Annotated in this window: 23 protein-coding genes; 15 read left to right on the forward strand and 8 right to left on the reverse strand. The window is 64.9% G+C overall.

Translation table 11 applies throughout. The features are described 5' to 3' along the window. Window positions 1-108 precede the first annotated feature (108 nt). Together GTP23_RS07560 and GTP23_RS07565 are read left to right on the forward strand one after the other, a co-directional pair. Window positions 109-1,374, forward strand: a complete 1,266-nt coding sequence (locus GTP23_RS07560) for a metal-dependent hydrolase family protein (RefSeq protein ID WP_229255959.1) — start codon at window positions 109-111, stop codon at window positions 1,372-1,374. Between the two features lie 65 nt (window positions 1,375-1,439). Then, window positions 1,440-2,072, forward strand: coding sequence for an LON peptidase substrate-binding domain-containing protein (locus tag GTP23_RS07565; protein ID WP_161034507.1), 633 nt, complete (start codon window positions 1,440-1,442; stop codon window positions 2,070-2,072). Between the two features lie 27 nt (window positions 2,073-2,099). On the opposite strand, the gene GTP23_RS07570 is transcribed toward GTP23_RS07565, so the two are convergent. The 3 genes from GTP23_RS07570 to trpS are packed head-to-tail and all read right to left on the reverse strand — an operon-like array spanning window position 2,100 to window position 4,415. Further along, window positions 2,100-3,059 (reverse strand): DMT family transporter, encoded by a 960-nt coding sequence (locus tag GTP23_RS07570; protein ID WP_161034508.1) that lies wholly within the window; start codon window positions 3,057-3,059, stop codon window positions 2,100-2,102. Window positions 3,060-3,063: 4 nt separating this feature from the next. Continuing rightward, window positions 3,064-3,366 (reverse strand): DUF1294 domain-containing protein, encoded by a 303-nt coding sequence (locus GTP23_RS07575; protein WP_161034509.1) that lies wholly within the window; start codon window positions 3,364-3,366, stop codon window positions 3,064-3,066. Further along, a complete protein-coding gene (gene trpS, locus GTP23_RS07580; RefSeq protein ID WP_161034510.1) occupies window positions 3,366-4,415 on the reverse strand; it encodes a tryptophan--tRNA ligase in 1,050 nt (349 codons plus the stop codon). Before trpS ends, GTP23_RS07575 begins: the two co-directional genes overlap by 1 nt. Window positions 4,416-4,707: 292 nt before the next feature. On the opposite strand from trpS, the gene GTP23_RS07585 reads away from it, so the two are divergent. Further along, window positions 4,708-6,639 (forward strand): CocE/NonD family hydrolase, encoded by a 1,932-nt coding sequence (locus GTP23_RS07585; RefSeq protein WP_161034511.1) that lies wholly within the window; start codon window positions 4,708-4,710, stop codon window positions 6,637-6,639. 8 nt (window positions 6,640-6,647) lie between these two features. Here GTP23_RS07585 and GTP23_RS07590 read toward each other — a convergent pair whose 3' ends face one another. Both GTP23_RS07590 and GTP23_RS07595 read right to left on the reverse strand, forming a co-directional pair. Continuing rightward, entirely contained in the window at window positions 6,648-7,898 is a 1,251-nt protein-coding gene (locus tag GTP23_RS07590; RefSeq protein WP_161034512.1) for a TCR/Tet family MFS transporter, read from the reverse strand. A gap of 15 nt (window positions 7,899-7,913) precedes the next feature. Further along, window positions 7,914-8,573, reverse strand: coding sequence for an HD domain-containing protein (locus GTP23_RS07595; RefSeq protein WP_161034513.1), 660 nt, complete (start codon window positions 8,571-8,573; stop codon window positions 7,914-7,916). A gap of 157 nt (window positions 8,574-8,730) precedes the next feature. Here GTP23_RS07595 and GTP23_RS07600 point away from each other — a divergent pair, with 157 nt between their 5' ends. Both GTP23_RS07600 and GTP23_RS07605 read left to right on the forward strand, forming a co-directional pair. Then, window positions 8,731-9,042 (forward strand): hypothetical protein, encoded by a 312-nt coding sequence (locus GTP23_RS07600; protein ID WP_161034514.1) that lies wholly within the window; start codon window positions 8,731-8,733, stop codon window positions 9,040-9,042. Window positions 9,043-9,181: 139 nt separating this feature from the next. Further along, window positions 9,182-9,673, forward strand: a complete 492-nt coding sequence (locus GTP23_RS07605) for a chemotaxis protein CheW (RefSeq protein WP_161034515.1) — start codon at window positions 9,182-9,184, stop codon at window positions 9,671-9,673. On the opposite strand, the gene GTP23_RS07610 is transcribed toward GTP23_RS07605, so the two are convergent. The 3 genes from GTP23_RS07610 to GTP23_RS07620 all read right to left on the reverse strand — a co-directional run bounded on the left by GTP23_RS07610 (window position 9,654) and on the right by GTP23_RS07620 (window position 11,316). Beyond that, window positions 9,654-10,376: a reverse transcriptase-like protein gene (locus tag GTP23_RS07610; RefSeq protein ID WP_161034516.1), complete on the reverse strand. Its 723-nt coding sequence runs from the start codon at window positions 10,374-10,376 to the stop codon at window positions 9,654-9,656. The two genes, GTP23_RS07605 and GTP23_RS07610, sit on opposite strands and share 20 nt — an antisense overlap. Window positions 10,377-10,381: 5 nt before the next feature. Further along, window positions 10,382-10,873, reverse strand: coding sequence for a YXWGXW repeat-containing protein (locus tag GTP23_RS07615; RefSeq protein WP_161034517.1), 492 nt, complete (start codon window positions 10,871-10,873; stop codon window positions 10,382-10,384). A gap of 194 nt (window positions 10,874-11,067) precedes the next feature. Continuing rightward, window positions 11,068-11,316, reverse strand: coding sequence for a hypothetical protein (locus GTP23_RS07620; protein WP_161034518.1), 249 nt, complete (start codon window positions 11,314-11,316; stop codon window positions 11,068-11,070). A 203-nt stretch (window positions 11,317-11,519) separates the two neighbouring features. Here GTP23_RS07620 and GTP23_RS07625 point away from each other — a divergent pair, with 203 nt between their 5' ends. The 10 genes from GTP23_RS07625 (at window position 11,520) to GTP23_RS07670 (ending at window position 25,448) form a co-directional block, all read left to right on the forward strand. Beyond that, window positions 11,520-14,888, forward strand: a complete 3,369-nt coding sequence (locus tag GTP23_RS07625; RefSeq protein ID WP_161034519.1) for a penicillin-binding transpeptidase domain-containing protein — start codon at window positions 11,520-11,522, stop codon at window positions 14,886-14,888. A 95-nt stretch (window positions 14,889-14,983) separates the two neighbouring features. Next, window positions 14,984-16,345 (forward strand): hypothetical protein, encoded by a 1,362-nt coding sequence (locus tag GTP23_RS07630; RefSeq protein WP_161034520.1) that lies wholly within the window; start codon window positions 14,984-14,986, stop codon window positions 16,343-16,345. 11 nt (window positions 16,346-16,356) lie between these two features. Beyond that, on the forward strand, window positions 16,357-16,932 hold the full coding sequence (locus GTP23_RS07635; RefSeq protein ID WP_371866848.1) for a hypothetical protein: 576 nt from the start codon (window positions 16,357-16,359) through the stop codon (window positions 16,930-16,932). Beyond that, a complete protein-coding gene (locus GTP23_RS07640; RefSeq protein ID WP_161034521.1) occupies window positions 16,932-17,990 on the forward strand; it encodes a hypothetical protein in 1,059 nt (352 codons plus the stop codon). The genes GTP23_RS07635 and GTP23_RS07640 overlap by 1 nt, the downstream gene beginning before the upstream one ends. Continuing rightward, a complete protein-coding gene (locus tag GTP23_RS07645; RefSeq protein WP_161034522.1) occupies window positions 17,987-19,147 on the forward strand; it encodes a hypothetical protein in 1,161 nt (386 codons plus the stop codon). The genes GTP23_RS07640 and GTP23_RS07645 overlap by 4 nt, the downstream gene beginning before the upstream one ends. Before the next feature lie 93 nt (window positions 19,148-19,240). Next, window positions 19,241-21,349 (forward strand): coiled-coil domain-containing protein, encoded by a 2,109-nt coding sequence (locus GTP23_RS07650; RefSeq protein WP_161034523.1) that lies wholly within the window; start codon window positions 19,241-19,243, stop codon window positions 21,347-21,349. 23 nt (window positions 21,350-21,372) lie between these two features. Continuing rightward, window positions 21,373-23,685 (forward strand): SUMF1/EgtB/PvdO family nonheme iron enzyme, encoded by a 2,313-nt coding sequence (locus GTP23_RS07655; RefSeq protein WP_161034524.1) that lies wholly within the window; start codon window positions 21,373-21,375, stop codon window positions 23,683-23,685. 51 nt (window positions 23,686-23,736) lie between these two features. Further along, window positions 23,737-24,081: a zinc ribbon domain-containing protein YjdM gene (locus GTP23_RS07660; RefSeq protein ID WP_155433873.1), complete on the forward strand. Its 345-nt coding sequence runs from the start codon at window positions 23,737-23,739 to the stop codon at window positions 24,079-24,081. 85 nt (window positions 24,082-24,166) lie between these two features. After that, window positions 24,167-24,565 carry an OsmC family protein gene (locus GTP23_RS07665; RefSeq protein ID WP_155433874.1) on the forward strand — a complete coding sequence of 133 codons (399 nt, stop codon included), beginning with the start codon at window positions 24,167-24,169 and terminating at the stop codon, window positions 24,563-24,565. Between the two features lie 4 nt (window positions 24,566-24,569). Further along, window positions 24,570-25,448 (forward strand): pirin family protein, encoded by an 879-nt coding sequence (locus GTP23_RS07670; RefSeq protein ID WP_161034525.1) that lies wholly within the window; start codon window positions 24,570-24,572, stop codon window positions 25,446-25,448. The last annotated feature ends 7 nt before the right edge of the window (window positions 25,449-25,455 follow it).

Genomic DNA, 25,455 nt, shown 5'->3' on the forward strand with positions numbered 1-25,455 from the left:
GCGCCCGTGATGAAGTCTACTATTAACTCTGCGGTGAAATCGGTATTCTGTGGTCTGGGGAAACTATCCGGCTTGCCCCTGGCGGGTCGCTTATTAACCGGAGCAGCCTTGCTGTTTATTCCGCCGGCGCTATTGGCGGCCGCACCTCCGGCGCCCGCGATAAACCAGCTATTAATAACCCCGGCACGGGTATGGACAGGCGAAGGAGCGGTACATACCGACTGGTCGGTATTAATTGTCCAGAACAGTATTGCTGCCGTCGGTCCTAGCGCACAATTAAGTGTCAATGCGGCTGCCCAGCGTATCGAATTACCCGATACCACGCTGATACCGGGTTTAATGGATCTGCATGCCCATGTATTACTGCATCCGTATAACGAAACTTCGTGGGACGATCAGGTTCTGAAAGAGCAGGTGGAATACCGCACCCTGTTAGCTGCGCGCCATGCGGCAGCGACCTTGCAGTCCGGCTTTACTACTTTGCGCGATCTGGGTAGCGAAGGCGCTTTATATGCCGACGTGGCGATAAAAAAAGCCATTGACGATGGCGTGATTCCCGGGCCCCGTCTTTGGATCGCGACGCGCGCCATCGTGGCGACGGGCAGCTACGGCCCCTCGCCGCGCAGCTATCGTGCCGACGTTGACCTGCCCAAGGGGGCACAGGAAGCCAGCGGCGTGGAAGAAGTAGTGCGTGCCGTGCGCGAGCAGAGCGCCCGTGGCGCCGACTGGATCAAGGTGTATGCCGACTACCGCAACGGGCCGGACGGCAGCGCCCATGCCACCTTCACACAGGCCGAACTCGATGCGCTGGTCAGTACGGCCCATGCTTCGGGGCGCAAGGTGAGCGCCCATGCCAGCACCGATGAAGGCATGCGGCGCGCCACGCTGGCCGGTGTGGACAGCATAGAGCACGGTTACGGCGGCAGTGCCGCCACCTTCCGCTTGATGGCCGAGCGCAAAGTGGCGTATTTCCCCACCCTGACGGCGCCCGAAGCGACCAGCGAATACTTCCAGAAGTATCAGCGGGGCGGCGCGCCCACCCCATCCATGCAGGCGGCAGCACAGGCCTTCCGGCTGGCGCGGCAGGCCGGCGTGGTGATAGGTAATGGCAGCGACGTGGGCGTGTTTGCCCATGGTAGCAATGCGCGTGAACTGGAATGGATGGTGAAGCTGGGCATGACGCCGACGGAAGCGCTGCATGCGGCCACGATGGTGAATGCGGCCGTGCTGGACCGCGCCGCGACGCTGGGGCAGATCCGCACCGGCTATCTGGCCGATCTGGTGGCGGTGAAGGGTGATCCGACGCGCGATATCACGGCACTGCGCGATGTGGTGCTGGTGGTGAAAAACGGACAGCTGGTGCGGCGCCCTTAGAAAAACATAAAACTTGTAAGGGATTCACTAATCCCAAGCGGGCCAGTTCGTGCGATGATAGCGCTATGGTAACGCTCCCTTTATTTCCGTTAAACACGGTTTTATTCCCCGGTGGCCATCTGCCCTTGCAGATCTTCGAGGTGCGCTATCTCGATCTGGTCAAGCGCTGCATTGAAAATGGCGAGGCTTTCGGCGTCGTGCCGCTGCTCGAAGGTAGCGAGGTGCGCGTGCCCGGCCAGCAGGAGAAACTCAGCGGCGCCGGCACCATGGCGCGCATCATCAGCTGGGATGCGCCGGCCGCCGGCCTGCTGAAAATCCACTGCATAGGCACTACGCGGTTCCGCATACTGTCGTGCGAGCAGCAGAAGAATGGCCTGTGGCTGGGTGAAGTGGTGGCCCTCAACGACGATCTCGATGTGCCTGTGCCTAGCGAGCAGCAGGATGTGGCGAATGCGCTGGCTACCCTGATCCGTTCGCTGCAGAAGAAGCAGATACCGAGCGAGCGCATGCAGCTGGCGCCGCCGTACCGGCTCGATGATGCGGGCTGGGTGGCAAACCGCTGGTGCGAACTGCTGCGCCTCGATATGACGGAAAAACAGCGCCTGCTGGTACAGGAAAATCCGCTGGTGCGGCTGGAACTGATACAGGATGTGCTGGGTGCTAACGGCCTGCTGGACTCCAGCGGGGCGGCGCGCTAGCCCGCTGCAGGCAGGCTAGCCGAGGTACTAGCCGGCATGGGCTTCGCTGTCTTCGTCCAGCGCATGTACGCGCAGCGACCACATCACCCCTAGCGTCAGCAGCACCATGGCGGCGATCTCCAGCGGTTGCGGCAGCTGCTGCTTGTAGATAAAGCCGTACAGCAGCGCGAACAGGGTCTCGAACAGGATCAGCTGGCCGGACAGGGTAAGCGGCACCTTGCGGCTGGCGATATTCCACAGATGGTTGCCGATCACTGATGCGCCCAGTGCCAGCAGGCCGTTGACGATCCAGAACAGGCCCCAGTCGCGGCCACTGGCCTGCGCACCGGCCCCCGTTACATCGGCATGGAAGATGGCCAGCGCCACCACTGCGATCAGTAGCGCAATCAGGCCGCTGGACACGCCGTACAGGGCCGACCATTCCCCGCTGCTGTAGTGCGGATTGCGCTTCAGATAGCGCGCGTTGTCGACCGAATACCAGGTCCAGCACAGCAGTGCACCCGTTGCGCACAGCAGGCCGATGATTTTGTGGGCCAGCGGTCCGCCCGCTGCCGTCGGCTGCGAGAATACTTCAAGGTTGATGCAGCCTATGCCGGCCGCCACCAGCAGCAGCGGCAAGGCCAGCTGGCGTAGCGGCACCGAGCCGTGGTCATTCTTGCCCAGCAGCGTGACGCTGATCGGCAGCACGCCGATAATCAGCGAAGTTGCTGCCACGCCGGCCAGTTTGACACCCATGGCCAGCAGCATGTAGTAGACGATGTTACCGGCCAGCGCGTGCTTGAGCAGCGCCACCATATCGGCGCGGTCGAGCCGGCGCAGCAGCGCAGGCAGGCGGTTGAACAGCAGGCCGGCCGAAATCAGGCCATAGGCGATGTAGCGGCCGCAGGCCAGTTCCAGCGGCGTGAACGCGGTGAGGAAGGCCGGTGCCACGAACACCAGTCCCCACATGGCTCCCGCCAGCAAACCGCACAACACTCCCTGCCACATAAGACTATCCCTGCTGGTTGAAATAGAAACGCATCAAGCCTGTCAGCGCGGCCAGATTCAGCAACACGCTGAACCAGAACGCCAGCACGAAAGGCAGCTTGCGGGTTTTATGGCGCAGCGTCTGCTGCGCCAGCCATGCACCGGGCCAGCCGCCGCACAAGCCCCATAGCAGCAGCGTGCGTTCGGCAATGCGGCGGCGCTGGCCGATGGCGGCAGATTTATCCAGCGCGTACAGCACGTAGCTGATGATGCTGGCGCACCCGTACAGTGCCGCAAGGCCTAGCAGGGTAGACGCCAGCGAGGGCATCAGAAGTAGCTCAGGCCCAGTGCGGCCTTGACTTCGTCGGCCGTCTTGGCGGCTACCTCACGTGCGCGCATCGTGCCTTCCTTGAGCATCTGCATGATGTAGCCGCGATCCTGCGCCAGCTCTTCACGGCGGGCGCGGATAGGTGCCAGCATCTCCTGCAGTACCACTTCCAGACGCTTCTTGACGATGGAGTCGCCCAGACCGCCGCGCACATAGTGGGCCTTCATTTCTTCCAGCTTGTCTTTTTCCGGGTCGAAGGCATCGAGGTAGATGAAGGCCACATTGCCTTCCAGATGGCCGGGGTCTTCCACCCGCAGGTGCAGCGGATCGGTGTACACCTTTTTCACGGCGGCCGTGATTTCGGCGGCGCTGGCGCCCAGATTGATGGTGTTGCCCAGCGATTTGCTCATCTTGGCTTTGCCGTCGGTGCCCGGCAGGCGGCCGATTTCCGGTACCAGTGCCTTGCACTCGACCAGAATGTCGCGGTTGGCGATGCGGTTGAAGCGGCGCACGATCTCGTTGGTCTGTTCGATCATGGGGATCTGGTCTTCGCCCACCGGCACGATGGAAGCCTTGAAGGCCGAGATATCGGCCGCCTGCGAGGCAGGGTAGGTGAGGAAGCCGGCCGGAATATCGCGCTCGAAACCGCGCAGGGCGATTTCCGTTTTTACTGTCGGGTTGCGTTCCAGGCGGGCCACCGTGACCATGTTGAGGTAGTAGAAGGTCAGCTCGGCCAGCTCGGGAATCTGCGACTGGATCAGGATGGTCGATTTGGTGGGATCGATGCCCACGGCCAGATAGTCGAGCGCCACTTCCACCACATTGCGGTGCACCTTGTTGGTGTCATCCATATTGTCGGTCAGCGCCTGCGCATCGGCCAGCATGATGAACTGCTGGTACTCGTGCTGGTAAGCCACGCGGTTGCGTAAGCTGCCCACGTAGTGGCCCAGATGCAGCGGGCCGGTGGGACGGTCGCCGGTCAGGATGATGGCGGGGCCTTTGCTGGCGCCCGGGGTGGCAATAACTTCGGCGGTAGGGGACTGGCTCATCAGACTTCCTTCAGGTTGCTTACACTAGCCCTGACGGCGGCGCACAGTCGTGAAAACGCCACCAGACGAGGGCGGCATTGATAAAAATATCACATCACTAGGGGTGATTCAGGGCCGCAGGTCAGCAGCGGCGCCAATTCAGGCAGGGACTAAGTGTGGACAGAAAATTCATGGCCGTATGGTTGCAGTTCGGGGGCGGTCTGTCAAGCCGCGCAGCGCTGCAGGAAGGTGCTGCATCGGGTAGTATTGTTTTTTTCACGCTATTTCTAATCAATCAACTACTGGAGCCGGAATGCCTTTACCTGCTGTCGCCGTATCTGCCGCCCTGAATGTCGCCCTGATCGCTGCCAGTTCCGTGCTGGCGCCGGTCGCCCATGCCCAGACAGCGCCGATGGCGCCCGATGTACCCGCCAGCTTCGAGATGCGCATGCCGGCAGCAGACTATGTGCGGCGCGAAGTGATGATCCCCATGCGCGACGGCGTGCGTCTGCATACGGTGCTGCTGATTCCGAACGCGGCGCAGCGGGCGCCCATGGTGCTGAGCCGCACGCCCTATAGTGCCAGTGGCCGTGCGCGCCGCAATGACAGCCCTAGCGTGCTGGCCACGGGCGGGCAGGGCGATGAAGTGCTGCTGGGCGCCGGCTACATCCGCGTGTATCAGGATGTGCGCGGCAAATACGGTTCCGAAGGCGATTACGTGATGACGCGGCCGCTACGCGGTCCGCTCAACAACAGCCGCAGCGATCATGCCACCGACGCGTGGGACACCATAGACTGGCTGGTGAAGAATGTCCCGGAAAGCAATGGCAAAGTGGGCATGATAGGTTCCTCCTACGAAGGCTATACGGTGCTGATGGCGCTGATCGATCCTCACCCTGCGCTCAAAGTGGCGGTACCGATGAGCCCCATGGTGGATGGCTGGCGTGGCGACGACTGGTTCCACAACGGCGTGTTCCGCATGACGAATATCTCCTACATCGCCCACCAGACCACGGCCCACGGCAGTGGCCTGCCTCTGCCCACCGGTGTGTACGACGATTACGACGGCGTACTGCGGGCCGGTTCGACGGCCGACTATGCGCGCCAGTTCGGCCTCGATAAACTCAATTTCACCCGCAAGCTATTCGAACATCCGGCCTACGACAGCTACTGGCAGCAGCAGGCCGTGGATAAGCTACTGGCACAGCGCCCGCTGAAGGTGCCGACCATGACGGTGGTGGGCTACTGGGATCAGGAAGACATCTACGGCGCCTATGCCGTGTACGCGGCGCTGGAAGCCAAAGACACCGACAACCGCCGCAACTTTCTGGTGGTGGGCCCGTGGCGCCATAGCGGCGTGAATTACGATGGCTCCGGTCTGGGCGTGTTCAAGTTCAGCGGCGACACGGCGCTGGAATTCCGCCGCGACGTGATGCAGCCTTTCCTCGACCAGTACCTGAAAGATGGCGCGCCCGTGGCCGATACGCCGCCCGTGCTGTTCTACCAGAGCGGCAGCAACCGCTGGCAGCGTTTGCAGCGCTGGCCACTGGCCTGTGAACAGGGCTGCGCTGCACCGTTGCGTCCGCTGTATCTGCAGGATGGGAATAAGCTGGGGTTCAGCGCACCGGCGGGCGAAGCTGCGTATGACGAATATGTCAGCGATCCGGCCAAGCCGGTACCGTTCGTGCCCCGTCCCGTGCGCATGAACGATGCGGCGGTGTGGCGCCCCTGGCTGGTATCGGACCAGCGCGGCTATTCCGACCGGCCCGATGTGCTGACCTATGTGACGGCGCCACTGACAGCGCCGCTACGCATCGCCGGCGCCGCGCAGGTGCAGCTGCATGCGGCCACCACGGGCACGGATGCCGACTGGGCGGTCAAGCTGATCGATGTGTATCCGGACGAAGTACCGTCGCAGCCGGAGCTGGGTGGCTACCAGCTGGGTGTGGCCATGGATATTTTCCGTGGCCGCTACCGCCACAGTCTGGAGCAGCCGGCGCCCATCGTGGCCAACGCCATCGAGCAGTACCGCTTTGCGCTGCCGAATGCCAACCACGTATTCCTGCCCGGTCACCGCGTGATGGTGCAGATCCAGTCCAGCTGGTTCCCCCTGTACGAGCGCAACCCGCAGACCTATGTGCCCAACATCTTCTACGCCAAGCCGGCCGACTACCAGAAAGCCAGTATGCGGGTCTACCACGGCGGCGCCAGTGCCAGCGCCATCGAACTGCCGGTGGTCGAATAGGCGCCGGCCTAGTCGTGGCGGTGCGTCTTGAAGTAGTAGCGCACCACCAGAATGGCTAGCAGCTGCAGCAGGGCGCAGAAGTAGAAGCTGGCGCCCATGCGCCAGTCGCTCGACGGCAGGTGGCTGACGCGGCCCAGTATCTCGGCGCCGATCAGGGGCATGAAGATGATGCCCAGGCTGCTGATGGACTGCATGGAGCCCATCAGCTCGCCCTGTTCAGCCGGCGGCGTGGCCTTGGAGGTGAGTGCCTGCAGGGCCGGGCCGACGGCGAAGGAGAGGATGTTGCACAGGATGAGCACGTACATCATCCAGCCTTGTGTGGCCAGGCCGTACAGCAGGAAGGTAATCGCGCCTGACGTCATGCCCAGCAACGCCAGCCGCACTTCACCGAAACGCCGGATCAGCACACCGAGCAGACCGGCCTGCACCACGGCGGCCGTCAGGCCGACGCAGAACAGCGCAGCGCCATTCTGGCCCGGGGTCCAGTCGAAACGGAAATGGGTGTACAGCACCCAGGTGGTCTGCAGCATCATCTGGGCGCAGGTGGTGAGGGTGAAGGTAATTACCAGACCGCGGATATCCGTGCGCCGCGCCAGCCGCAGCAGCGCCGCCAGCGGATTGATGCGGGCCAGACTGAAAGGCGCGCGGCGTTCGGCCGGCAGCGATTCCGGCACGACGAAATAGCCATAGACGAAGTTCAGCGCCGACAGGGCACCGGCCACGTAGAACGGCAGGTGCAGATCGACGCTGCCCAGCAGGCCGCCCAGCATGGGGCCGCAGATGAAGCCCAGCCCGAAGGCCGCGCCCACTTTGCCGAAGCTCTTGGCGCGGTTGTCCGGCGTCGAAATGTCGGAGGCATAGGCCGAGGCGACCGACATGCTGGCCGAGGACATGCCGCCCACCACCCGGCCGATGAACAGACAGGCCAGATTCGGCGCCCACGCCGTGGTGAGGAAGTTCACGCACATGCCGGCCATGGAATACAGCAGCACGGGGCGGCGGCCGATGCGGTCGCTGATGGCGCCCAGCATGGGCATGCAGAGGAACTGCATCAGGCCGAACACGGCGCTGAGGATGGCGAACCAGTGCGCCTGATTTTCCCGGCTGCCGGTGAACTCGCCCACCAGCATGGGCAGCACGGGCACGATCAGGCCTATGCCCAGCATGTCGATGAACACGCTGATCAGGATGAAGTTCAGGCTGGCCGGTGCGGTGGCGCCGATGCGGCGGGTCTGGGGTGTGGTCGGGGGACTGGACATAGGTGTGCTCGGGTGTCAGGGCGTGGCGGGGCTGCTGGCCCATTCGGCAATAAAGTCATCGCGGAAATTGGTCAGTGCCAGCAAACGGCTGTTGGCCAGTTGTCGGCCAGCCTGCGTCTGCATTTTGCCGGGGATGGTCGCCAGCTTGGTGTCAATGTGGTCGATGGCATAGGCCTTTTCATCAAGTTCGCGGTGCAAGGCCATGGGGTCGTCGGCATGGGCCAGCCCTGTGCCCATACGGCCGGCCGTGTAGAACAGCCGCGCCAGGCCGACAGCGCCCAGCGCATCGAGGCGGTCGGCATCCTGGACGATTTTCGCTTCGATGGTTTCGGCCGCGATGGCAGCGGAATAACTATGGCTTTCGATGGCATGGCCCACGGCGGCCAGCCGTTCGGGCGGGAAGTCCAGTGTGGCCAGCTGGCGGCAGGCCAGCAGGGCAGCCTGGCGTGAAGCCAGATGGCGCTCGGGATGGTTCTTGGGCAGGTTGACCAGATCATGCAGATAGCAGGCCGCCATCACCACCAGCGCATCGGCTTCGGGATAGTCTTCCAGCAGCTGGCAGGCATTGCGCCAGACGCGGTGCAGGTGGTTGCTGTCGTGGGCGCCGTCGCTGCCGGCACTAGCGGCGGCCAGCTGTAGCAGCCGCGGATGCCAGCTGTCGAGCAAACTATTCATGGGTCTCCGGTTGCAGGGCGGTCAGATGTTGGCGATCATACAGGCTGATGCAATGCTTGTGCAGATACTTGTTTTTGCAAGAATGTTACATCGCACTTGCAAAGCTGCAGATGATTGTGCAAAATGCTTTCATAACTGACAATTATTGGCGAATCCTATGCACATCAATGTAACGCTGGCTGTGGTGCTGTACACCCTGGGCACGTCCATGGCATGGGCGCTCGATGATACGCCGACGCTGGCCCCGCGCTATATGCCGCGTCCGGACGATGGGCGGGCTGTCAATCGTACGGCGGCGCCGCTGCCCAGTGCCGCGCCCGCTGCAGCGGCCCGTGCTGCGGCCGAAAACGACGCCCTGCCGGCCAATGTGCGGTCCGCTCCGCTGCGTCCTCAACCGCTACCTCTGACCCGCGTGCTGCCTGCCGAAGGTCATGGCGCGCCAGTGAAGCTGCCAGCCAAGCCGCTATAAAACTGAGGAATTTGCGTCAGAAATTCGTCAAATTGCGGTTTTTATTGCTGTTGGGCATATTTTTTTGCTTTACCTGCTGATTTATTTATTGGCTTGCGGTAATATTACGCACAGTCAATTCTTTCCTGAGGTAAAGCAAATGTCCAACGTCACCGAACTGCACGCCGCTACTCCTGCCGCCGAATATCTGGCGTTCACGCTGGGGCAGGAAGAATATGGCATCGACATCCAGAAAGTCAGCGAAATCCGCAGCTACGAAGTACCGACCCGCATCGCCAATGCGCAGGACTTCGTCAAAGGGGTGGTCAATCTGCGTGGTCTGATCGTGCCCATCGTCGATATGCGCATCAAGCTCAATCTGGGCACGCCTACCTACGACCAGTTCACCGTTGTGATCATCCTGAATATCGGCCACCGCGTAGTGGGCATGGTGGTGGACCGCGTGTCCGACGTGACCACGCTGCTGCCGGAACAGATCAAACCGGCACCGGACATCGGCGTGAACATGAAAACCGACCACATCATCGGCCTCGGCACGGTGGATGAGCGCATGCTGATCCTGGTCGATATCGACAAGATGATGACCAGCGCCGACATGGGGCTGCTGGAATCTACGGCGCTGGCGGCCTAAGCTTCAGCGCCTGCTGTGCCAGCTGGTCGGCTGCGGCATTGCGATGCCGCGGCAGCCAGCGCAGTTCCACTTTGCCTATTTGCGCCATCAGCGCGCAAACTTCCTGCCGGTGCCCTGTCAGCACGGCAGCGCCTTGCCCCGCCGCGATGGCTTGCGGCGTCAGATTCACATCGTTGACCACCACCTGACTGTCGCCACGGATGGATAGCTGGGTCACGCCCGCCTGCACGGCGGCCTGCAGCAGCGCCGTCAGCGCCAGATATTCCGCTTCGCTGCTATTGCCATAGCCGGCCGGCTGGCTGATGCGGATGGTCTGTCCCTGCGGCCCGCACAGCAGGGCGCCTATGCCCATGCGGCCCGGATTCGGTACGGCCGAGCCGTCGAACCAGCCTTGCCAAACTTGCACGTCCGCTACGCTGTCTTGTGCGTCATGCGGCGCACTGGTGGCGCAGGCTGCCTGCCGCTGCGCGCTGCGCTGGGCTAGCGCGGCATTGCGGGCCTGTGCGCGCAATTCGCTGCGTTGCTGCTGGGCCTGACGGTCGGCCACCAGCTGGGCCAGACCGGCCTGACCGGCTGCCAGCGTCAGTACCTGTCTCAGTGCCTGTGCGGGCGCCAGCTGCTGGCGTGCCGCCAGCCTTGCGGCGGCGGCACGTTCGGTCTTGTAGGCGAGTTGCTGGAGTTGCTGGTCGGCCGTATCACTCATCCGGTTTAATCACGTCGCGGGTTGTCAGGATGGTGATCATACCGGTTTGGTACGCCGTCGCCATCCCTGTCGCGGTCATAGCGGTTCGGCACGCCATCATGATCGCGGTCGCCGCGGCCCCGTCCGTGGTGGTATTCACGGCGGTCGTCGCGCTCCCAGCGCGAGGGAGCTGGTGCGCGCGGTAGCGTGACCCAGCCGCCCGGTTCGAAGCGCCAGCCGCCACGGTCTTCCAGCCAGACTGGCGTCTGATATTGATAGCCGTTGCGCAGCACTTCCCAGTGGCCGGTGCGCCAGACATAGCGGTGGCCATTCCAGCGCCAGTAGCCGGGTGCCCACACATGGCCGTGGCGCGGCGGCGGCAGGCTTTCATAGCGTAATGGTGGCGGCGCGTTGCTGACCACGATGCTCAGTTCGGTCTGGGCATGGGCAGGAACCAGCGTCAGGGTGCTGAGTGCCAGCAGGGTGGCGCTGCACAGATGGCTAAGGCGCATAGTCATGATGGTCTCCATGTGAGGTGCGGGGCATGGAGTGGAATATAGCGCGGTCGGCGGGCGCTGGCGCGGCCTGATGCAAACGCTTACAAGTGATGCAGAATTGATGCAGAGTAATGTGGCCTAGCGCACGGAGCGGGACCGGGCGGCACGCCTGCGGCGGGAGGGTAGCGTCGCGGCAGGCGTGGCAAACAGGGCGTTCAAATCTTGCTCGAAGTACTGCTGCGGGTAGCCAGCGTGGCAGGACGGGCACCTTCCTGCATGGCCTGTTTCTGTTCCGGGCTCAGGCGCTTGGCACTGACCACCACCACTTGCATATTGCTGGCAGCGGCCATGGCTGGCGTGGCGTAGTTGGTATTGTCCATCGTGCTGTCCAGGGTATAGCTGGCAGCGCTGGCCAGACCCAAAGCGACGACAAACACGGCTTCGAAGTTTCTCAGGATGTTCATTTTGCTTCCTTTCGTTGGTGTTAAGTGGTGTTCGATGTGATCACTTTATGGCAGCGGCCCTGGACGCTCCAGCGGATTGCGACGAAGCGCGGCCGGCGTAGCGCGAAATGCAGATAGGCGCGATAAAACGTCGCTGCGGGGCGGTGCTTTCATGCTCCCTCCGCTAGCTGGCTGCGTTGCCCGACCATCCCTGCGAGGAAACCATGCCGCGTCTGTATTCCACACTACTGCTAGCCCTGCAGGCACGCTTGCGCGCGCGTCGCCGCGCTGCCAATCTGCGTGCGGGCAGACAGGGCGCAGCTGCGCACTGCGGGCACGTCGCCCCGGTACAGGCAGGTGCAGGGCAGCGCAGGCATGGGCTAGCGCAGTGGCACTGGCTGTGGCTGGGTGCTTTGCTGCTGCTGGGCGGCTTGCTGATCGCCAGTCATGCTCGCTATCTGGTGCAGACCAGTGCGCTCACGCCGCAGGCCAGCCGTACGGCGCGGGCCGTGCAGGAATTTCAGGCCGTGCTGCCCGGTGTGCGCTTCGAAGTGCCGCAGCAGGCCGGCATTTCGCTCAGCCTGCATCCCGAGGCAGCCTTGCTGGTGCTGACCGGCATGCAGGCAGCGCCACCTGTGCGTATCGATCTATGCAGCCAGCTGCGCGCGCCGGATGACCCGCGCCTGCTGCCGCTGCGCTTAGGCTACCGTTTCGAAGATGTGCAGCGGCTGGTGGGGCAGAACCAGTCTGCTGCCTTGCCGCAGGCGCTGCGCAATGTGCTGCTGGTGTCGGAGCAGGGCGTGGCGGCGGGTATGCCGCTGGTGCAGATCAGTGGCAGGGCAGGGGCCGATTTCAATGATCCTGCCGGCGCGACCCTGCAGCTGAACTGGCAGGCGCAACGGGCGGATGTGCGCTGGCTCAGCGATGCCAGCTTCGGCCAGATCGAACAGGGCAGCACTGCCAGCGTGAGCTTGCGCCAGCAGGGCTGGCTGATGTGGGGCAATGAGGCCGCCCTGCACATTGAACGGCGCAGCAATGTCACCTGTCCGCAGGCCGGTGAATTGTCCGTGCAGCTGTACCGCAGCGCCAGCGCTGGCGCGCGCGCAGCGGAGAATGCCGCCGCACAGCCGGCGCTGGTACAGGCTTTTCCGGCCCGCGGCCGCCCATTGAGCAGTGCCCTGCAGGCGGGCGTGTATCAGGTGCCGGCCGCTCCGGCCGCCGCGCTGGAAGATGCCAGCCTGTTCGCAGCCCTGCAGGCGCAAGGGCTGCTGCGCCTGAATGCGCAGGGCAGCATAGAACTGGCGCCGCCGGACCTGATGCAGTGGCAGCTACTGGCGCCCGATCAGCGGGTGGACGGTGCCCGCGTGTGGCAGGCAGTGGCTCATGATGCCGGCAGCCGCAAGCTGCTCAAGCGGCTGTACTATCAGGCCGACGGCGCCTACGTGCGGCAGCAGGTGGAGCTGTTTAATAGCGAACGCTGGCTGCTGGCATGGCGCGCGCCGGAATCAGCACAAAGCGCCGTGCTGGCGGCAGGGGCAATGAGCAGCAAGGCGGCGCCGGCCGGGATGCGGCAACAGGTCGCATCGCCGCAGTGGCAGGCTAGTCTGGCGCCGCCCGGCGGGAATGACGGCATTGCCGTGCCGCTGGCCAGTACGGCCCAGATGCCGGTGGCCGCAACCCGCTTGTTTGCTGCCTTGCCGCAGGGCTGGCAAAGCTGGAACCGGCTGGCTAACTGGCCGCCCGGCCTGCAGGGTGGGACGCGTAACGTGCGCTTGCAACTGGCGCTGCCGGCAGCGGCGCTGGGCGGCGAGCAGCTGCGCCTGATGCTGATCGGGCAGGTAGTGCAGGTGGAGGGCGCTACTGCGCGTAGCCTGCCGGCCTGCACGGGGCGCGCTTGCCGTAGCGCCAGCGACGTGCAGCAAGTGCTGCTGAGCGTATTGCCCGGTGCGCGCAGTGTGCAGCTACAGGTAACGCCGCTGGCTTTCCGTGCGGCCGAAGACGAGAGATACCGTCATCTATGGGTAGACCATGGCCAGCTGCGCTGGCAAGCCTTGCCCGCCGCGTCGCATCGCATGGCGGCGGGCAGTGCGCAGGCTGGATCGCCGGCGGCACTGCAGCTGCTGGACCGCCACGGCACCGCCTTGTGGCGCGATGGCGCCAGCACGGCCGAAGCGGCGCAGGCAGGTCTGGCGCCGTTGCTGGGGCTGGGCCGTGACCATGGCAGCAGCGTGGCCGGCATGCTGGCGCGCCTGCCCGGCGTGCCGCAGCAAGCCCGATTGACGCTGGACCTGCCCCTGCAGGCGCTGAGCCAGCAGGTGCTTGAATGTGTAGGCCTGCGCCATGGTCGCTGGGATGGCGCGCAGTGCCTGGCCGGCGGGCCTGTGCCGGAAGGCCGCCATGCCGGACTGGTGATCCTCGATGCGGAAAACGGTGACATTCTTGCTGCCGCCGGTGCCGGTATGGGCGATGTGTCGGCGGCCAACTGGGCGGAGGTGCGCGATTTCGACCGCACCAGCCCGGCCCGCAGTCCCCTGCGCCTGCCCGCATGGCAGCACGATGGCGGTGCCCACCAGAGCCCCGGTTCCACCTTCAAAGTGGTCACGGCGCTGGGGCTGGAACTGGCGGCACAGCAGGATAGCCAGCTCGATGCGCTGCTGTCAGGCCTGCCGCTGCCCGCGCTGAACCGGCTGGCGCAGCAGCGCGGTTTCGGCTTCCAGACCGATGCCGCCAGCTATCCGCTCAACCCGCGTCTGGCCCACGTCACCAACTACCGCGAGCAGAGTCTGGAACGGCGCGCGCAGGATGGCAAACTGGGGCTGGCACAGGCGCTCACCTACAGCCTGAACACGTGGTTTGCGTGGACGGGAGAACTGAGCGACCGCTCGCTGTTCGGCCGTGCCGAAGGCGGTGCGCCGGACCTGCAGGCACTCGATGCCGGTGCGCTCGATAGCATACGGCCCATCGTGGCAGCAGCGCACAAGCTGGGCTTCGAGCAGCGCCTGCGTCTCGATGGCGGCCTGCTGCCGGCCGATTACGACTGGCGTAGCTGGGATGCCTTGCAGGCCACGCCGGCCCACATCGACCCCATCCACACCCGCCACGAACTGCGCCAGATGAGCATAGGCTTGCGCATGCAGGTTACGCCGCTGCAGATGGCGCTGGCCTCGGCCGCCATAGCGCAGGGCGCGGTGGTGACGCCGCGCCTGTTGCTGGCGCTGGACAGCAGCAACAGTGTAGCGCCGGCCCAGCCGGCGCTGGGCATACGGCTGGACCGCATACGCGCCGGCATGAAGGGCGTGGTGGATACCGGCACGGGGGCGGGCGCCTTCCGTAGCAGTGCGCTGGCAGCGCTGCGCCCCGGCCTGTTTGGCAAGACGGGGACGGCGCCTAGCGGGCCCGATAGCGCCACCGTCTGGTTCACGGGATGGCTGGAAGCGGGCAGCCTGCCGGGCCAGCGCCACCGGCTGGCGCTGGCGGCTTTCGTCAGCCATTCCGAGGCCACGGGTGGCGAACATGCGGCACCCGTACTGGCTACCGTGCTGGCGGCACTGGCCGGACCGGCGCACCAGAACAGCGAACAGAAGCGGAATTAGCCCTGTGACTGCGCAATTGGATGCGGCCCTGCTGTGGGATGATCTTGAGGCGTTCGCCCTGAAGCGGACTTTGATCAATTACACAACAGGATAGTATGCGCCTGCCAGGAACGCGGTATCAGGAACCCGGCTGGGAACAAGTGCGGAAATTGCTGGGGCAAGCCAGTGTGCAGATGCTGCGCACGCTTGCTCCCCATGAACTGCAGGACCCGGCCCTGCTCGATCGCTACGTCGATGAGACGGGCGCACTGCTGCACGCCTGCCGCCACACGGCCCGCGCCGCTGCCGCTGGCAACAGCTACGGCGACAGCGTGGGCGAGCTGGCCCTTAGCCTGCTGTACGAACTGCCGGTGCAGCCCGCATTCTGGCAGGCCTTCCTCGCCACGCTGGAGACGGAACTGGCGCGCAGCGGCGCATTCTGGCAGCAGCCGGCCGGCGAAGGCATGCTGCGCAAAAAGGTCAACGACCTGTACGCGGGCCTGCGCGACCGGATCGACGCCGATGGCTATATGGTGGCGACGGGGCGCAGCTGCACGCCCAACCGCATCTACACCTACCGCATGCTCGATACGGCTTACGGTGAAATCGCCGCCCTGTTCGCCGACTGGCAGGCCCACAGCGCGCAAGTGGGGGCGATACTGGGGCGCGAACTGCAGGGCATACCCATCGAAGTGCGGCAGATGAAGTCGATTGCTGGCTGCAAGGCAGACTGGGTGATTGCGTGGAGTGCTACGCTGGAGCAGTTCAGCGGCGCTGCCGGGCCGCTGCACACGCGCTCCAAGCGCTTTGCCAGCCTGAAAAACAGTCCCGACAAGATAGCCGCCATGCTGGCCGAAATCGGCGAGTACGAGCAGCTGTCGGCCAATCAGGATAGCGCCGAGACCTTTCGCAGCGATGCCGGGGAAGCTGGGATATGGCTGGAAGACTACTGGCGCGTGCTGCACGCGTCCGAGCAGTACGAGCAGGATGGCGGCGATAGCGGCCCTGATCAGCTGCTGATGGCCGAAGCGGGCGAGTACGAGAGCGAGGCTGACGGCGCGGCGGTGCCTGACAGCGAGCAGGCAGCTGAAGCGGGCGCCGAGGCGGATAGGGTAGACCTGCACGCGGCATGGGCCGAACCGGACGAAACCACCCGCATGCTGGAGCAGCAGCGCGCCAGTGCTGTTTCTCTGCCCCCCGGCTATTTGTCACTGGCGCGGTTGGCACAGCACGCCGGCAGCCGTATGCTGGGCATACTGGCGCAGGAAAGCTTGCCGATACGGCTGGCCGTGTATCACAAACTGCTGGGTGTGGCCGATGACAGTTATCCGGATGTCTGGCTGGACCCGGCCACGGGCGAATTGCCCACCTTGCAGCAGCTGGCCGCACTGGACGGGATCTCCATGCCCACCCTGCGCAAGCGCCGCAATGAAGCCATCGATAAGCTGTATGCTGCCCGCCCGAGCGGTGCAGCCTGAAGGAGAATGCCGTGAAACCCACCACCACCGGGCTGGAAGCCCGATTGCAGGAACAGCTGTTGCTGGCGCGCGCCGTGCCCGGCGACCGGCTGATGCTGGCCGATGCCACGCTGCTGCAGGCACTGGACGGCAGCCGTCCCCTGACACCGGCAGAGCGCACGGCCCTGCAGGCTTCACCGCTGACCCTGAAGCGCTTCCGCCAGCTGGCTTTGCAGCGCCATCACGCGGCCCAGCCTGGCCATGCCACTGGCTGGAACGGCAGCCAGGGCCTGCTGCGCGCCGCCGCCACGGCAACGGTACTGGAAACCCTGCGCACGCAGGATGGCTACTGGACGCTGGACTTCGTGCCATCGGAACAGGGCTGGCGCGTGATACTGGCGCTGTGCGCCGATGCGCCGTTTGCTGCGCTGGCCGTGCAGCAGGGCTGGCGCGTGCAGGTGCACGATGGCGCCGGCCAGCTGATGCTGCACGGCGCGCTCGATGACGATGGCGAATGCGAAGCCGCCTGGCCCCATGCGGCGGCGCCGGCATCCTACCTGCAGCAGCATGGCGCCAGCTTCGTGGTGACACCGGCAGGGCAGCGCTAATGGGCCTGTTCTCGCGCCGCAAAGCTGCCGGTACCGAGCTGTCGGGACTGGGCAGCAGCATGATCGCGCAACCGTGCGAGGCGGGCAGCGTGGTGCCGGCCGGCTGTACGCTGGTGCTGGGCAGCGCCGACGGCCAGACCCGGCGGGTGGCAGCGGCCAAGGTGGTGCTGGGGCAGGGCGAACGTGCGTGGTGCTTCCATGCCGGTCCCTACACGCTCGATCTGCAGCCGTTTGCGGCAGCACCGGAATGGGGCTTGCGCTTGCGTGTGCTGGTGGATGCTGCCGATCCGCGTGTCTCGCAACAGCGTTTCGATCTGTTCCTGCAGAGCGAAGTGGCGCAACCCCTGAGCGGCACAGCTTTGCGCAGCGCCCTGCAAGGCGCGGTGCAGAGCGCTCTTGCACTCGGTACGCTGGAACTGCCGCCCTGCACCACGGTGGAAGAATGGCATGCCTTCCGCGCCGGTCTGAACCAGCTGATGTACACCCGCTACGGCCTGACGGTGGATGACTGCGTGCCGGTCGATCTGGCGCCGCAGGCTGACTACGCGGCCATGCTGCGCAGCCGTGCGCTGGCCCCGGTGGCGGCGCCGGTGCCGCTGATCATTGCCCCGCCCGTGCCGCAGCCGCAGGCCGGAGCCGTCGCCTATGTGGCGCAGGACGATGCGGCCGGCCTGCGCCGCCTGTTTATCGAACTGCCGGCACTGTGCAGCGCCTTGCGGCTGCTGGAACTGCCCGCTGGTGTCAGCAGCTTCGAGTCGCATCAGGCTGTCCTGCTAAGGCTAGGCATGGCCACCCTGAATGCAGCCAGCATGCCTTCGCTGGGCTGGGCCACGCCCGACCAGCCGCTGCCTGTGCTGCAGCAGCAGCGCCGCATCGCCCACACTCTGCTGGCCGTGCAGGCGCTGGATCAGGCCTGGGCGGTGCTGGCCCGTATGCAGCTGGCGCGCAGCAGCGAATGGCTAGCCCTGCTGGATGAAACGGCGCGTATCTGCGCCAATCTGGAAACCGGTCTGGCCGGACGGCGCCAGCCCTACCCGCCGGTGGAGGAAGCCGCATGAGCAGCATGCTGCATTCCGCGCTGCCCGCTACGGCGCTGTGCCGCACTGTGCTGGCCGACGGGCGGGTACTGACCATCACGGCCAGCCGCCGTCCGCGCGCCAACCGTGCCGATGTCAAATGCAGCGTGGCGGCAGCGCCGGCGCTGGCCCAGCACATGCAGCAGGTGGTGCGCATGGCGCGCCTGACCGAACCCGTACTCGATACGCGCGATCAGGTCGTGCTGAGCATGGACCATACCCCCGGCGCGCTCGAGCGCGACTGGGAACTGGCCGCCGTGCTGGCCGACCGCATGGTGCGTGGCGTCTATCAGCCGGCCAATCCGGCCGCGGTATTTGCTTTTGGCGCTTCCGATGGCTGGCATCTGGGGCGGTTGCGGCTGGCGGAATTGCCCCAGCCTGTGCCGGTACAGCGCAGCAGCGCAGGTGCGGCCGGTGCTGGGGCTGCCGGCGAGAACGACCGCTACGCTATTGCGCTGGCCCGGTTGCCCGACGACGGCGTGCTGGTGTATTCCGAAGCGGTCGCCACGCTGCCGCGCGCGCCGGACGGGCGCTGCTTCGCCATCAGCCATCTGGGCGCTTTGCACGGACATGCCGATCAGGCGGATTGTGTGGCCAGCGTACGCAGCTGGTTCCCGCTCTACAGTGGCGGCCTGCATGACAGTCTGGCATGGGTGGAAGTGAGCGTGTATCCGCTCGATGCGGCCGATGGCGGCGCCAGCGAAGAGGACAGCATCGCCGCGCCCCAGCTGGAACCGGCGCGCCTGCTGGGCTTGCGCCAGACGCTGGCGGCGGCACGCCATTTCGATGGCCACGGGCTGGGGCGCTGGCGCACGCTGGTGCGCTTCGGCCAGCCCGAGTTTCAGGGCGCATCGTATGAGCTGGCGCTGGTGATGGCCGACCGTATGGCGCGCGGGCGCGAATTCCTGCCGCGTGGCCGGCTGATCGCCAGCGGCCAGTCCAGTGCCTGGCATGCGGGGCTGGTGGAAGCGGTGGAAGGCCAGCAGGCCAAGCTGGAATTGATAATCCGGCAAGCCGGCGCGGGCGACCGTGTACTGCTACCGGCGGACTGGGCAGCAACGCTGCCGGCCGGCTATCAGGCCCAGCTGCGCCAGCGTGGCGCCAGTCTGGCCTGTATTGGCCGTATCGGCATGATTTAAAACGTGCGCAAACGCGCGCAAGAATGGAGCTGCCCTGCTAGAATCGGCTGATGGCAGAGCAATCCGCGAGATGAATGGTTGAGGGAGTCTGACATGTTCCGCAAGTTAGGTTTTGGTGGCGTCAAGTGTCCGCGCTGCGAACAGAAGAACGACGGCCAGTCGGGCTACTGCCAGCACTGCGGCCTGACGCTGGGTGCGCCGCGCAATGAGCCTGTGCTGCGCGATAACCGCTGGATACCGGCGGATGACGAGCTGGCCGTGTATTTCGGCGTCGCCAGCCTGTCCGGCATCTTCACCAAGACACTGCGCGTGCCTGCCATGGCGCGCGCCTATATCCTGCAGGCCGACAAGGCCACCGAAGTGCCGCAGGGCGAATACGAGATCGAGGGCTTTTTCACCCGCCTCAACCACCTGCTGCGCAACCAGCATGCCGAAATCCTGATCACGCGCAGCGTGGCGCTGCCCGTCAGTTTCGAGTTCGAACAGCTGCGTACGGCCGAGCAGCTCAAGGTGGCAGCCAGCTTTACTATCAATCTGGCGATCGAACAGGTGCCGGCGTTTGCACGCCACTTCATGACGGCGCCCGGCACCGTCACCACGCGCCACTTGCAGGATTTGCTGGAGCCGTCCGTGCGCCAGCTGGCGACGGAATTTATCGCCAGCCGTTCCATCCGCGATATGGCCGACAACGGCCATCTGCGCCAGCAGCTCGATGAGCGCCTGCAGTCGGGCCTGAAGCTGCGGCTGGCCAGCTACGGGCTGGCAGTGGAACGGGTGGAGACGGTAGCGCTGCGGCATGATAAATACGACCATAACCGCGAACGGGTGGGCAGCCTGTGGCTGGTGGCCGATGAACGTCAGGGCCAGCTTGAACACACGCGCCAGCTCGACCAGCTGTACGATGCCGAAGAATGGCAGGCCATCGCCCGCGAGGAGCGCAAGCAGCATACGGAATTGCGCCGCGCCGAGCTGAAACAGGATGCTGCCGTCGAGCGGGCCGAGCTGACCTTGAAGGAATCGGAACGCCTGCAGGCGCTGCGCGCACGCGAAGTGGATCTGTACAGCCGCATCATGGATGCCAAGACGCGCAAGGTCGCGCTGGATAAAGGCGCGGGTACGGTGCTGGCCGATCTGGAACATGAACTGGCCAAGAACAAGGCACAGCGCGATGGCGAAGCGGCAGACTGGGAACATGTGCGCCAGCTGGCCCGCATCCGTATGCAGACCGAGCTGGAAGTGCTGCAGCAGACGGCAGCCGAGCAGCGGCAACTGGCGCAGCAGCGCCTGTCGCACCAGCTGCGCCAGCAGGCTATCGAAAACCAGATCGAGAATGCGCTGCGCATCGAAGACGAAGCGCAGCGCCGTCAGGAGCTGTTGGCCCTGCGCGAACAGGAAAAAGCCGAAAAGCAGCGCGAGCTGGCGATCGAGGCGGAAGCCCATCAGCAGCAGCTGCAAAGCCTGACGCTGGCCAGTCTGGCGCAGCGGCGCGAGGCCGAGCGGGTGCAGGAATGGGAAGACCAGCAGGCACTGGCGCGCCAGCGCGAGCTATTGCGTGCCGACGCCGTCAAGGATGCCGGCAATGCGGTGGAAGTGGCACAAGTAAGGCAGCGGCTCGAAGCCTTGCAGCGCGAAGGTGCGGCAGCCGAGGCGCTGGCCCAGCACGAAAAGCTGTTGCGGACGCTGGAAGCAGACCAGCTGCATACGCGCCAGCAGCAGGCCAGTACCAAACAGGCGATGCAGGACCAGTTGGCCATCGAGGAACAGCGCCAGTTGCTGCGCCAGCGCGAGCAGGAGCTGCAGTGGCAGCAGGAATTGCGCAAGCTGGATCAGGCCAGGGAAGAGCGCTATGCGCGCTGGAAGGGCGATTACGAAGTGCTGCTGGCGCAGCAGAGCCACGAGCTGGCGCGCATGGATGCCATGCACCGGATTAGCGACACGGCCAAACTGGCCACGGCCACCGGCCCCAATGTACAGGCGCTGGCGCAGGTGATGGGCTTGCAGATACAGGCCGGTATGGACGCTGCCCAGATCCACGCCCATGCGCAGGTAGTGGGCGCAGGCCAGCCGCCAGCACCGGTGGCCGCTGCCGCGCCGCAGGCCCGTTGCAGCAACGGCCATGTGCTGCGCGCCGGCCATGGCGACGATAAATTTTGTGCCACCTGTGGCGTAGCTTTGCAGGAAACCAGCAAGCCTGGCGGCTGAATAGGAAGCTGATATTTCGAAACATGATGCAGACAGCAAGAGACCGGATCCGCGAACTGCGGGCCTTACATGACGACGGGCTACTCAGCCTGCAGGAGTTCGACCGTCGCAAGAACGCCATCCTCGACGCCGAATATGCGCCGCCCGGCGCAGTGACGGCGCAGCCGCAGCCGCTGCCAGTAAGGCAGGGCACGGAACTGGGTTTCATGACGGGGCAGGAAATCGGTCCGCAGAACCGCCGCTACCGGCTGGAACGCCTGATCGCCATGGGCGGCATGGGGCAGGTGTGGCAGGCCACGGATCTGGCCACGCATGCCGAACTCGGTCATAGCGAAATGGTGGCGCTGAAAATCCTGCCACCCCAGCTGACCCAGAGCGCTACCCATGCCAAGCTGCTCATCGAGGAAGCCACCCAGGCGCGCCGGCTGGCGCATGAAAACATCGTGCGGGTGTACGAATGGGCGCAGGACCCCGCCACCTCCAGCTATTTCATCATCATGGAGTATCTGGAAGGGCAGGATCTGGATGCCTATCTGGCCGCACAGGGCAAGCTGGCGCTGGACGCCATCTACCGCCTGCTGCTGCCGGTGGCCGAGGCGCTGGACTATGCGTGGGACAAGCACAAGCTGGTACACCGCGACATCAAGCCGGGCAACGTCTACCTGACCAGCCATGGCGACGTGAAGCTGCTCGATTTCGGCATCGCTTCGCGCGTGCGCAATGCCGGCAGCAGCCTCGGTCTGCAGACGCCGAATGCGGGTACGGCCGGCTACCGTGCACCGGAAGCCGGCACCCATCAGCGTCAGCCTTCCCGCACGCTGGACGTGTATGCCGTGGCGGTGATGATCTACCAGCTGCTGGAAGGGCGCATGCCTTTCGATACCATGCGCACGGCGGACTTCCATCCTTCGCCGCCGCAGGCGCTGCAGCCGGCCCAGTGGCAGGTGCTGCAGCAGGGCTTTGCCTATCTGGCCGAGCAGCGGCCAGCATCGGTTGCGGCGCTGCTGCAGGCGCTGCGTGCGGCCGCTGGTCCCAGCGAGGAAGAACTGGCCGCACAGGCGCGCGAGGCAGAGCAACGCGAACAGCAGCGTCAGGCCGAACTGGCAGCAGCACAGGCGGCGCAGGCGGCCAAACAGGAACAGCAGCGCGCCGAAGCCGAGCAGCGCCGTGCACAGGCGGCCCAGCTGGCGCAGCAGCGCGAAGCCGAAGCACGCGCTGCGGCGGCCGAGAAAGCCCGGCTGGAACAGCAGCGCAAAGTGATGGAAGCGCGTCAGCGTGCCGAAGCGGAAGCGGCGGCACAGGCGCGCAAACAGGCTTTGCGCGAGCAATTGCTGGCGCGGCGCGAAGCCGATGCGCAGCAGGCCCGCGCGGAACGCGCCGAACAGCAGCGCAAGGCCGCCCAGCTGAAAGCGGAAGCGGCCTATCGCGCCGAGCAGGAACGCCACCGCAAGCAGCAGGCCGAACGCCATGCGGCCGAACTGGCTGCCTTGCGCCCGACGGCCGGCAGCCCCGTGGCCGACGCCAGCGGCGTGCTGCGCGACCGCTTCCTCGATGGCACGGGCGTGGGGCCGGATCTGGTGCTGATCCCGACGGGGCGCTTCCAGATGGGCTCCAATGAAGTGGAACGGGCAGCAGCCATCAAGTCCGGCGCACAGAAAGCCTGGCTCGATCGCGAGTTGCCGCAGCACTGGGTCGGCATAGAGTATTCGTTTGCGCTGGGACGTTTCCCTGTCACGGTAGGCCAGTGGCGCCAGTTTGCACGGGCCACGGGCTGGGAATCGCTGTCCGATACGGACTGGCGCGCACCCGGCTTTGCCCAGAACGACGAGCATCCCGTGGTAGGCGTGAGCTGGGTCGATGCGCAGAAATATGTGGCATGGCTGTCCGAACAGACGGGCCAGACTTACCGTCTGCCCAGCGAGGCGGAATGGGAATATGCCTGCCGCGCCGGTACCCGCACGGCTTTCTCGATGGGCGATACCATCAGCACCGAGCAGGCCAACTACGACGGCAACTACACCTATAACAACGGGCCGCGCGGCGCTTTCCTGCAGGGCACCAACAAGCTGGGCACCTTCCAGCCCAACCCCTGGGGCCTGTTCGACATGCATGGCAATGTGTGGGAATGGACCCAGGACGTGGTGCACGAGAACTACGAAGGCGCACCGGCCGATGGCAGCGCATGGGAGCAGGGCGGCGACAGGGCGCGCCGCGTGCTGCGCGGCGGCTCGTGGCTGTACAACCCGCGCTATCTGCGTTCGGCCGTGCGTAACGGCTTTTCTGCCGTGCTGGCCAACGATATCGTGGGCTTCCGGGTGGCGCGAAAATTGGTCTAGCGGGCGGCGGGGTGTATACTGTCGGCCTCTTTAAACTTCTGGACTACTACCATGAGCGCACTGCCACCATGCCCTAAATGCCATTCCGAATACACCTACGAAGATGGCGCCATGCTGGTGTGCCCGGAGTGCGCCCACGAGTGGAGCGCTACGGCGACGGAAGCCGCTGAAGAAACCGCCCGTGTGTACCGTGACGCAGTCGGTAATATCCTGCAGGATGGCGACACCGTGACCGTGATCAAGGATCTGAAACTCAAAGGCGGTGGCGGCACCGTCAAAGTCGGCACCAAGGTCAAGAACATCCGTCTGGTCGATAGCGACCACGATATCGACTGCAAAATCGACGGTTTCGGCCAGATGGGTCTGAAAACCGAATTCGTCAAAAAAGTCGTGTAATGCGGCAGCGTGAGCCGCGCTCTGCGAGCTCACGCCAAACGGTGTAAATTAGCGGTTCTTTGTCTCCTCCATAAAGGACCGCCGTATGACTATCCGAGTATTGCGCGACCAGTCGCTGCCTATGCGCCACATCGTTCATGTGCGCGATCACATTTTCTCGACCGACGGTTCGGAAGCCGAAGGCGGCAGCGATGCCGGCCCTTCGCCGCACGATCTGTATGATGCCGCCCTGAGCTCCTGCAAGGCGCTGACCGTGGTGTGGTATGCCAAGCGCAAGAACATCCCGCTGGAAAACGTCGAAGTCAGCATCGCGCGTGACGCCAGCGAAGAGCGTCAGGGCGTCTACCGTCTGGCCGTTACGCTGTATCTGGGCGGCGATCTGACGGACGACCAGCGCGCCGAGCTGCTGGCCGCAGCGCAGAAATGCCCGGTCCATAAGCTGATGGCCTCCGTGACCACGGAAATCAGCACCCTGCTGGGTTAAGGCCATGACTGTCACGACCCTGATCAAAGGCCACGAGAAAGACCTCGGCGGCGGCTTCGTGGTGCGCCGCTATCTGCCTGCTGCCGTCAAGCAGGCAGTCGGCCCCTTCATTTTCTTCGACCATTTCGGCCCCGTCGATGTGCCGGCCGATGCCAACCACGACGTGCGGCCGCACCCGCATATCGGACTGGCGACGGTAACCTATCTGTTCGAGGGGGCGATGGATCACCGCGACAGCGTGGGCAGCGTGCAGCGCATCGAACCGGGCGCCATCAACTGGATGACGGCGGGACGCGGCATCGTTCACTCGGAACGTACACCGGCCGATCTGGTGGGCGTGCCGCACCGCACGCACGGCTTGCAGCTGTGGGCGGCACTGCCGGTGGCGCATGAAGAAAGTGCGCCCGGCTTCTGCCACACGCCTGCGGATGCGATTCCCGAATATACGGCGGCTGGCGTCTGCGTGCGCGTGCTGGTAGGTTCCGCCTTCGGCCTGACTTCGCCCGTGCAGACCTATAGCCCCACGCTGTATCTGGATGTGATGCTGCAGGAAGGCGCAGAACTGGCGCTGGAACAGTTACCGGCGGAAGCGGCAATCTATCCCATCAGCGGCGAGATCAGCGTGGACGGGCAGGCGCTGGCCCTGCATGCCATGGCCTTGCTCGATACGGCGGCAGCGCTAAAGGTCAGCGCGCACAGCGAGGCGCGCTTTGTGCTGATCGGCGGCGCAGCACTGGATGGCCATCGCTATATGTCGTGGAATTTTGTTTCGTCGCGCAAGGAACGCATCGTGCAGGCCAGTGCAGACTGGGAAGCCCAGCGCTTCGATGCCGTACCGGGCGAAACGGAATTCATCCCGCTACCGGCGCGGCTGCCGCGCTAAGCCTCAG

Source organism: Duganella fentianensis (genome assembly GCF_009857835.1).
Lineage (GTDB): Bacteria > Pseudomonadota > Gammaproteobacteria > Burkholderiales > Burkholderiaceae_D > Rugamonas > Rugamonas fentianensis.